The sequence below is a fragment of the Colwellia sp. SU-HH01217 genome (genome assembly GCF_057543495.1).
Window position 1 is genome coordinate 1 of sequence record NZ_BAAJLX010000027.1, and the last position, 8,330, is coordinate 8,330.

Genomic DNA, 8,330 nt, shown 5'->3' on the forward strand with positions numbered 1-8,330 from the left:
GTCACGAGGTTGCTGATGTGACGTACCTGAAAGTTAAAGGTGATCTTCCCCCGATAAAACGGCCAACTAAATTTTGCCCCTTAACAGGGCGTTAGTTGCCTTTATTCTGGTGGGAAATTCTGCTTTTGGTGCAAAACTCTCATTATTCTAATCGTTTCACCATCGACCCAATAAGAAACAATCATTGATATTTCTGGAATAATTAGCACTCTTCCACGAAAAATGTCTCTTTTAACACCCATTAGTGGGTGTTCTAATAAATTCTCAACTTTAGCTTCAATAGTTTGATCAGTTTTTTCTGCTGCACTTGGATTAAAATCAAAAAGAAACTCAAATATTTTTTCGCGATCATTCAATGATTCTTCTTCCCAAAAGATCATGATTTATCTCTATTTCGAATTTTATGTTTTCTTGCTTCCATTAAGGTTTTCGCTTCATCATGTACAATAAAATTCGCTTTTCCGCTATCAAACTTGTCAAATGCTGCATTTATTTGTTCAGATAACCATGCATCATGGCTTATAGTTTTTCTCTGTTCTTCTGCTAAACCTTCTGCAAGTTCTCGGCATGCGTCGCTAAGAGTGCGGCCTTGGCTTTCGGCCATTAGTTGCGCCAAACGTTTCGTTTCTTCATCAACTCTAAATTGAATGCGAGTGTCCATTATAAGTTACCTTAAATAAGTTCGGTACTCACAAATGTTAGCACTGCAATTAATCCAAGGCAACTAACAAGTTGCTTAAACGGACAAAAAACAGTTGGTTTTTGCTCCTGCGTCGCTTATTTTAACCAACTATTTTTTGCCTGTTAATTAGGTGTTATATTTAATCAATGCTTCGGTGATATCATCGAGTAAAACTAAAAGGACTTAAAATGAAAAAAACACTACCTCTTACTATGTGTATTTTGGCATCAATTTATGTTTCAACCGCACTAGCTGAAGAAACAAATGATTGGTACATAGGCGCGTCATATAATTCTCAAACAATTTCAATGTATGGAAGTAGAGATTTTCAAACAGCAGGTGCAACTGCTGGATATAAGATTAACGACATATTTTCTATTGAGACTAGACTTCATACAGGTATATCTGGCTACTCATTTAACTTCAATGAATCTGGATTTGAAGATCAAAAATACAAACAAGATATAGAATACCAAGGTCACATACTCGCAAAGGCATCATATACTATTACAGAAGCGTTTAAGGTTTATGCTCTAGCCGGATATACTAAAACAAAAACTGAAATAAGCACTTCACTTTCCTACACTGATTTAAGTGGTAATACAAATGTAACTTATCCTTTTCAGTATTCTGAGAATGTAGATGGTTTCAGTTATGGCGTGGGTCTTGATTATCAAATAAATAACCAGTTTAGTGTTTTCATTGATTATCAAGTTCTTCCTGATTTCGATATATATCAAGACTCGTCAGGTAGCTGGGATAGTTTGAATTTAGGAGTTAATTACTCATTTTAATGAATTTGAATATAACAAGGCGCTTAAACGGAAAAATACAGTTGGCTGCGCTCGTGCCTCGCACATACTAGTCAAACTGTATTTTTTCGCTTAGCTTAGCGTTATATTTTTATCGCAGTCCAATATTATAGGTGATAATAATATTGGTTATAACTTCAAATGAATCTATCATTTAGAGTGAAAATTTAACAATCTTATATTATCTACAAATTAAAAATGGAGTTTTAATTTGACTGATCATACGTCAGTAAAAAATGCTATCAATTCTTTTTATAAAGGAGCTGGTTTAAACCTTACTTTCAAAGGAGATGTTAATGCTCGCGTAGCAGAAATCTTTGGTGAAATGATCTTTGCAACTCAGAAATGCTCAACTGCATTAAGCTGGGTTCCACGTCCTAGTGGAGGGAAGGCAACAATATCTTGGATCGTAAGAAACTTTTCTCAAAGTGTTTTAAGACAGATAGAATCAAAGCAATCATTAACTTGTGCTAAAGAAGTAGTACGTAATTATAGCACTAAATTACAGCTTGCTGCATTGGGTATATAAAATGAAGATAATAATCCCTTTTTTGCTATTAATGACATCTTGCAATGTATTTGCTACTAATAATGTAAAACAATTCCCTAAGTCAAAGTGCTCAACAGGTACCTTACAGTTAAATATAGTTGATGTATCTTTCTGCCCTATGAAAGATGATTTAAACCAAATAAATTTTCTTGGGTTATCTGACCACACAGTCACAATTTTGAATAATGGTAAAGAGTTGACAATAGGCGTTAACCCTCCAGATGTTGCTATATCAAATCTTCATAAAAAATTTAATATCACCGTGCATGAATTTTTCTTGAGTTTATACACAAATTCATTAAAGACTGACAAGTTAAGTGTAATAAAAGAAGCATTTGATATAGATAGCTTTAATAAGATGAAGGTTTATCGTAAAGATGATTTATTTGCTTTTACTATTACTGGAAGTAATGTCGATTACGATAGGATTTATCTTAATAAAGTAGACAGTGATGTAATTTATCAAATAACTGGTGAGTTTGATGAACAAGAACTTTTAGAAATACTTTCAAGGGTAGAGTATTAAAAATATAACAAGTTGCTTAAACGGAAAAATAACAGCTGGGCATCGCTTCGCCATTATAGCCAACCGTTACTTTCCGCTTAGCAAAGCGTTAGCTGCACAGAATATTGCGGCATATTTCAATCTATAAGGATATTAAAATGAATAAAATGATCACTATTTACATTAAGCTCTCTAGTTTCAACAGTTTCTTTTGCCAATGAGATTTCTTCTGATTTTCTTAAAAATGAAATCGAATTAGCTCATACTCAATACTTAAAAGGCTCACCTGAAAGTGGGCTTTACGCACTCCAAGCCTTAGCAAGGATTCTAGAATCAGATAGCTCTAGCTTCAAACTAGGACCAAACAATTTATCGTTTACTTATTTAAGAATTGGTTTGTTACACGAACTGGCAGGCAGCCAATCTAAGGCAAAAGCATATTTCAACAAAGCTTTGAGATCTTATAAAGGTAAAAACATAGAAATTGCTCAGTTAAAAGAAACAGTTTCTAAACTAGACGAAAAGCGCAGCTAACAAGTTGCTCAAGTTCGTTCGTAAACTCACTGGGACAATTAACAGTTGGCTTGGCGCTTCGCGCAAGTATAGCCAACAGTCAATTGCCCCTTAGCAAGGCGTTATATTTCACGGAGTATTCAAGCATGGGTGAACAACAAATAGTTTATTCTTTCGCATGGTTTCAGCCTGAAGAATGGCAGTGTTTAAAAGAAACAGTAGATGATCCAACTACGCTAGATGATACTTATCAAGAATGGCGGCATAATGCTGAAAACGCTATCAGTGAACTTAGGGCTAATGGCGAGCAGGTTAAAAAGATATCTATCAAAATTAGTAAGCTTGTAACTTGGTGTGAATCTAAAGGTATAAAACCTGATGGTAAAGCTAGATCTGAATATGCAGCATTCCTTGCAGATCAAAGAAGTAACTGAAATTTGGTCTTCACATGTCATCTGCAATAGAATCTACACCTGCATTAATGGGAACTGTTTCTGCGGTATGGTGTGCAGTTTCGGCAAGTATTATAGGTGGTCGGTTTAATAGCGACTCAGCATCGTAAATACTTCTAACAAGAAATTAAACAAGGACTATTTTACAGTTTGCTCGGTTCCGCTTCGCTACACAATTTTAGCAAACTATTAAAAAGCCCCTTAATGTGGGCGTTAGTTTGCTATTAAGTTTTATTAAGGAAAGTGGTTTCAAATTCTGGTGAGTTTGTTAATCGAAGTGGTCAATCACAGGAAGTGTCTAGGTTTACCTGTCGCGTTTAGCGTTCAAACTTCCATGTAATCTCAATCACGTTAAGCCTTAACTTTTCAATAGTTTGTTGGTAATGTTGCGGTTACAAAAATTACGATTGTTTGTTTAAGTAAAGTGGGGCGGTCAAGCCGCATCAACACCGCATAACTAACAAGCAAATTAACAGGACTAAAAACAGCGGGCTTGTTCGCTTCGCTCCATTTTAGCCCACTATTTTTAGCCCGTTATTTGGGCGTTAGTTTGCTATTAAGTTTTACTAAGGAAAGTGGTTTCAAATTCTGGTGAGTTTGTTAATCAAAGTGGTTCATCACAGGAAGTGTCTAGGTTTTACCTGTCGCGTTTAGCGTTCAAACTTCCATGTAATCTCAATCACGTTAAGCCTTAACTTTTCAATAGTTTGTTGGTAATGTTGCGTTTACAAAATTTACGGTTGTTTGTTTTAGTAAGGTGGGGCGGTCAAGCCGCATTAACACCGCATAACTAACAAGCAATTTAATAGGACAAAAAACAGTTGGCTTCGCTTCGCGATTATAGCCAACCATTTTTCGCCCATTAATTGAGGCGTTAACTAGCACAGGAAATTTAGAGGGCATTGTGAAGCAAGTCGATCAAATAATTGAGCTATTAGAAGACCCTTCATTTCCACAGATTGTTTTGCTCGATGGAGCATGGGGAAGTGGCAAAACATATTTTATAAATAATAACTTGAGAGAAAAGGTTGAAGAGAAATTCAGTCAAAAAGTTTACTTTTTTTCCCTTTATGGAATTTCTAGCATTGATGATTTTAGAGATAAGATTATCTCATTATCACTAACTGACAAAGAAGAAGCGTCCGTACTAGCTAAATACTTCTCTAAAGCCATTGATGGTGCTGCAAATAATTTAGGAGAAAGAGGTGTTGGCGCTGTGTTAAGCGGAGCTGCTGGAGCCTACAAATATAAACTCTACGGCGAGCTTGATGATTGTGTATTGATCTTAGATGATTTAGAACGTGTTGTTGAAGAAAAACTAATTAAAAATATTTTAGGTGAGTGCTTAAGCTTAGCAGAATCAAAAAATATAAAAGTTGTTGTAGTGGCAAACGAAGAAAAACTTAATTGCAAAAGTGATATTGAGAAAGTATTTGCCGATAAATATAAATTTAGCTTTACGCATGAAGAAGTTACTTCAATCCTTAAAAAGGAATACGAAAATATTGATGATAAGTTAGCTAACGAACTTCTTCTAAATATTACGGCTATAAATTCGAAAAATATTAGAGTTTTAAAAAGAGCCTTATCAAAGTTTACTCGTATTCAAAAAGAAGTATCTCAAATAGAAAATGTCGTCCTTGATCAAGCACTATCAAGAATTTTAGGAGATGTAATAAGAATATGTTGTGCAAAGTTCGAGCATGGGTTTTCTAAAGAAAAGATGATTGATGCTATTGGTTCGCGAGTTATCCGTAGGATGGATAAAGACAATGAAAAAGAAAACAATAGTGACTATGAAAAATTGGATGAAATATTCGATGGAAGTTTTTATGGTGCGAATGAAAAATTAATTAGCTACTGCTGTGATGGGCTTTACGAATTCACCAATCTAAAATCGGAATTAAATCTACCAATAAAACAGACTCTTCTTGATGCTATGAAATCACCTTGGGTTCAAAATCAATTATCCGAAGAAGAATTCCAAAAGGGCGTGTTATTGCTGGAAGCGTTTATAGCTCAAGAGACTGATGTAGAGATTTACGAATGGTTCAGCATTTGCGATACATATATTTATATGCTGGATAAAAAAGTAATTGATCCTAAAAATGTTACAAAACCTAGCTTATTAGATTTATGTGATAGTGTTGATGTCGATAGGTTTCAAGCGCCAACAGAAGATGATGAATTTGAATATAGGTATCGAATTAACTTTTATGATAATGAGGTAAGTAAAAAATTCTTCTTGAAGAAAGAAAAATTGGATGCTCTAAAAAAAGCCAATAAAAATTCGCAATTCTCTCAAGACTTTCAAATATCATGGGGTAAGGTAAAGGATGATGTTTACCAAAGTTTTATGCATACACCTATTTTTCATAATCTGAGTGTAGAAGCTGTAGAAGAAGCTCTTCGTTCTTGGTCTAATGAAGATGTTTATCAGTTCGTTAGATTCATAAAGGAGAGGTATCGTTTCAGTAACATTGAAGACTTTTTCAAACCAGAATTAGAAGCTTTAAAAGCAATATATTTAATGGTTGATGATTTACAAAAAGAGTTAGGTGTAGGGCTAAAAGTTGCTAGCTTAGCTGATCTCTATGATAGTTTACTTGAGGCGCACTCTAGAATGGAAAAACATATACCTATCAAGGAGCAAAGCGCTAGTTAACAAGTTGCTTAAACGGACAAAAAACAGTTGGCTTTTGCTCGTTCCTCGCTAATTTTAGCCAACTATTTTATTGCCGCTTAGCAAAGCGTTATATTTGCAATAAAGTTTCTGAGTAAAAATGTCGGATAGAGAATTTAAATTAGTAGATTCTATTAAAAACAGTGCATCAAATATTATTGTTGCTACTTGTTTTATGAGTGGTGTAGCGTTTTTTGATTACATGCTTTTCATTCCCGTTGTTATTTTTGCACTTATTGGTTTTGCCATAATAAAATGGAAATCAGCATCAATTGCTTTTGCAGGGCTAATCGTAGGAGTTTACTTTATGTATTTACTTTCTAACGATCTTAGTCAGCTCGGTCTAACTAAACTTCTGCTAATTGGTTGGGTATGCTTTTCTTCAATCCATGCGCTAATTAAAATTATTCTATTAAAAAGAATACAGAGTAAAACGCAAATATAACAAGCATTTAAAGCGGGACTGCTAACAGTTTGCTCGGTTTCGCTTCGCTACACATTTTAGCAAACTATTATCAGCCCCTTAAATGGGCGTTAAGTTTCTAGGTGAATTATGGACGATAAACTGAAGCAATTGACTGCACTAGCAAGTCATTTTGTAGGTGAGCATTTTGATTACTGCAAGCCTTTGCTTGATCAAGACTATCAAGGTATGCATCCAGTAGTCAGATTTGTAAGCACTCAACTTTATCTATCCTGCCAGTTTAGTACTGAGAGCTCACTTCTATTATTACGACATGGACAAGAGTGGGACTCTGAAATTATCAATAGATCTATTATTGAAGGAGTTGTGAAGTACATCTTCATGCTTCAAGGTACAGAAGATGAGTCTATTGAGAAAGTGAAAGAATATTGGGAAATATTACCTAATTATTCAGCAGTGAAAAGAAGTGACAGGGTCAGTAGTTTACTAAAAACAGTAGACTCTGATGAATTACCTAATTGGAAATCTATTGACGACTTAAAACTTGAAGATTCTGATATCGATTCAATTCGTGAAGGTACAAATAAGCAACAGAGAAAGTCGCTTGAGCAAAAATGGTCGTTTAGCAATATTATTCAAGGCTTTAGTAAATCTGGTGATGAAAGGTTAATGCCATTAGTTCATTTAGCTTACAATTTCGGCATGAGTAGTCATTTAATTCATAAGGATGGCGATGGCGTTTCAATGATTTGGGAGCGTTGTACTAGAGATATAGAGCGTCAAGAAGCAGTTAAGCTCGCTCATATTGCTAGAGCTATATCTGATCTGTGTTCGTTTGCAGAAGCTAGAACTGTTATTTTGCATCAACATTGTAATACTGAGTATGAATTTATAGACAAATTAAGAGATTCTTATTCACCTTTATTTTCTGAATTAAAGGTTTTGTTAAAAGAGTTCAACAAAGTCGAGTACGAAACTTAACAAGGCGTTTAAACGGAACAAAAACAGTGGGTTACGTTTCGCTTCGCTACATATTATAACCCACATTTTTTGTCCGCTTAACGCGGCGTTAGGTATACGAAGTAAGCATGGAGCATCGTTGATGACTAGGAAGCATAAATTTATTATTGCTATTGTCGTAGTGCAATTTATCGCAATTTCTTACCTATTTATTCATGACTCTAATAAATATTTTGAACTACTTTCAAACGAATCAAGTGAAACGATAAATTTTATTAATATTTACCCTGATTATCATAGTTATGACAACCAAATAAAATCAAGGCTTAAAACAATCAAAGATCCTGTTAAATTCGATTTACTACTTAGCTGTATAAAAAATGGTAAAAGTGTCCCTCGAATAGAGGGGGAATTATTACAAAAAGAAGTTGTCGCTGTAATCTCTACAGTTTCAAAAGCTCAATATGCCATGCAGGTAAGCTTTTCAAAGACAGGTATTGGCTTTCTCGGTAAGTTTTATAATTACTATAATTATAAAACCGATCTGGGGGTTTCTCATAATTCTAAATCAATCAAATCGCAATGCTTGTACGATTGGTTTTATTCTGTAAAATCAATTACCGACAGTTCAGTGTAATGTATACCTAACAAGAAATTAAACAAGGACAAAAAACAGTTGGCTTTTTATTCACTCCGTTCACTTATTTTAGCCAACAATTTTTTGCCTGTTAATTAGGCGTTAGCAGTAA

At 34.5% G+C, this 8,330-nt stretch carries 11 protein-coding genes; 9 read left to right on the forward strand and 2 right to left on the reverse strand.

Features of this window, described 5'->3' with window-relative positions; genetic code table 11:
* Positions 1-101 precede the first annotated feature (101 nt).
* Positions 102-380 (reverse strand): type II toxin-antitoxin system RelE/ParE family toxin, encoded by a 279-nt coding sequence (locus AC27G3_RS17935; protein ID WP_487123976.1) that lies wholly within the window; start codon positions 378-380, stop codon positions 102-104.
* Positions 377-661 carry a type II toxin-antitoxin system TacA family antitoxin gene (locus AC27G3_RS17940; protein ID WP_487123978.1) on the reverse strand — a complete coding sequence of 95 codons (285 nt, stop codon included), beginning with the start codon at positions 659-661 and terminating at the stop codon, positions 377-379. The genes AC27G3_RS17935 and AC27G3_RS17940 overlap by 4 nt, the downstream gene beginning before the upstream one ends.
* A gap of 209 nt (positions 662-870) precedes the next feature.
* Between AC27G3_RS17940 and AC27G3_RS17945 the strand changes: the two genes are divergently transcribed.
* The 9 genes from AC27G3_RS17945 to AC27G3_RS17985 all read left to right on the forward strand — a co-directional run bounded on the left by AC27G3_RS17945 (position 871) and on the right by AC27G3_RS17985 (position 8,218).
* The gene (locus AC27G3_RS17945; protein ID WP_487123980.1) at positions 871-1,476 is read left to right on the forward strand and encodes a porin family protein; all 606 of its coding nucleotides are present in this window, start codon (positions 871-873) and stop codon (positions 1,474-1,476) included.
* 229 nt (positions 1,477-1,705) lie between these two features.
* Entirely contained in the window at positions 1,706-2,023 is a 318-nt protein-coding gene (locus AC27G3_RS17950) for a hypothetical protein (RefSeq protein WP_487123982.1), read from the forward strand.
* 1 nt (position 2,024) lies between these two features.
* Positions 2,025-2,570 carry a hypothetical protein gene (locus AC27G3_RS17955; RefSeq protein WP_487123984.1) on the forward strand — a complete coding sequence of 182 codons (546 nt, stop codon included), beginning with the start codon at positions 2,025-2,027 and terminating at the stop codon, positions 2,568-2,570.
* 375 nt (positions 2,571-2,945) lie between these two features.
* Entirely contained in the window at positions 2,946-3,083 is a 138-nt protein-coding gene (locus AC27G3_RS17960; RefSeq protein WP_487123986.1) for a hypothetical protein, read from the forward strand.
* 125 nt (positions 3,084-3,208) lie between these two features.
* A complete protein-coding gene (locus AC27G3_RS17965; RefSeq protein WP_487123988.1) occupies positions 3,209-3,496 on the forward strand; it encodes a hypothetical protein in 288 nt (95 codons plus the stop codon).
* A 922-nt stretch (positions 3,497-4,418) separates the two neighbouring features.
* Complete coding sequence (locus AC27G3_RS17970) at positions 4,419-6,179, forward strand: P-loop NTPase fold protein (protein ID WP_487123990.1); 1,761 nt, start codon at positions 4,419-4,421, stop codon at positions 6,177-6,179.
* A gap of 118 nt (positions 6,180-6,297) precedes the next feature.
* Positions 6,298-6,642: a hypothetical protein gene (locus AC27G3_RS17975; protein WP_487123992.1), complete on the forward strand. Its 345-nt coding sequence runs from the start codon at positions 6,298-6,300 to the stop codon at positions 6,640-6,642.
* A 108-nt stretch (positions 6,643-6,750) separates the two neighbouring features.
* Positions 6,751-7,602: a DUF5677 domain-containing protein gene (locus AC27G3_RS17980; protein WP_487123994.1), complete on the forward strand. Its 852-nt coding sequence runs from the start codon at positions 6,751-6,753 to the stop codon at positions 7,600-7,602.
* A gap of 121 nt (positions 7,603-7,723) precedes the next feature.
* Positions 7,724-8,218 carry a hypothetical protein gene (locus AC27G3_RS17985; RefSeq protein ID WP_487123996.1) on the forward strand — a complete coding sequence of 165 codons (495 nt, stop codon included), beginning with the start codon at positions 7,724-7,726 and terminating at the stop codon, positions 8,216-8,218.
* Positions 8,219-8,330: the final 112 nt, after the last annotated feature.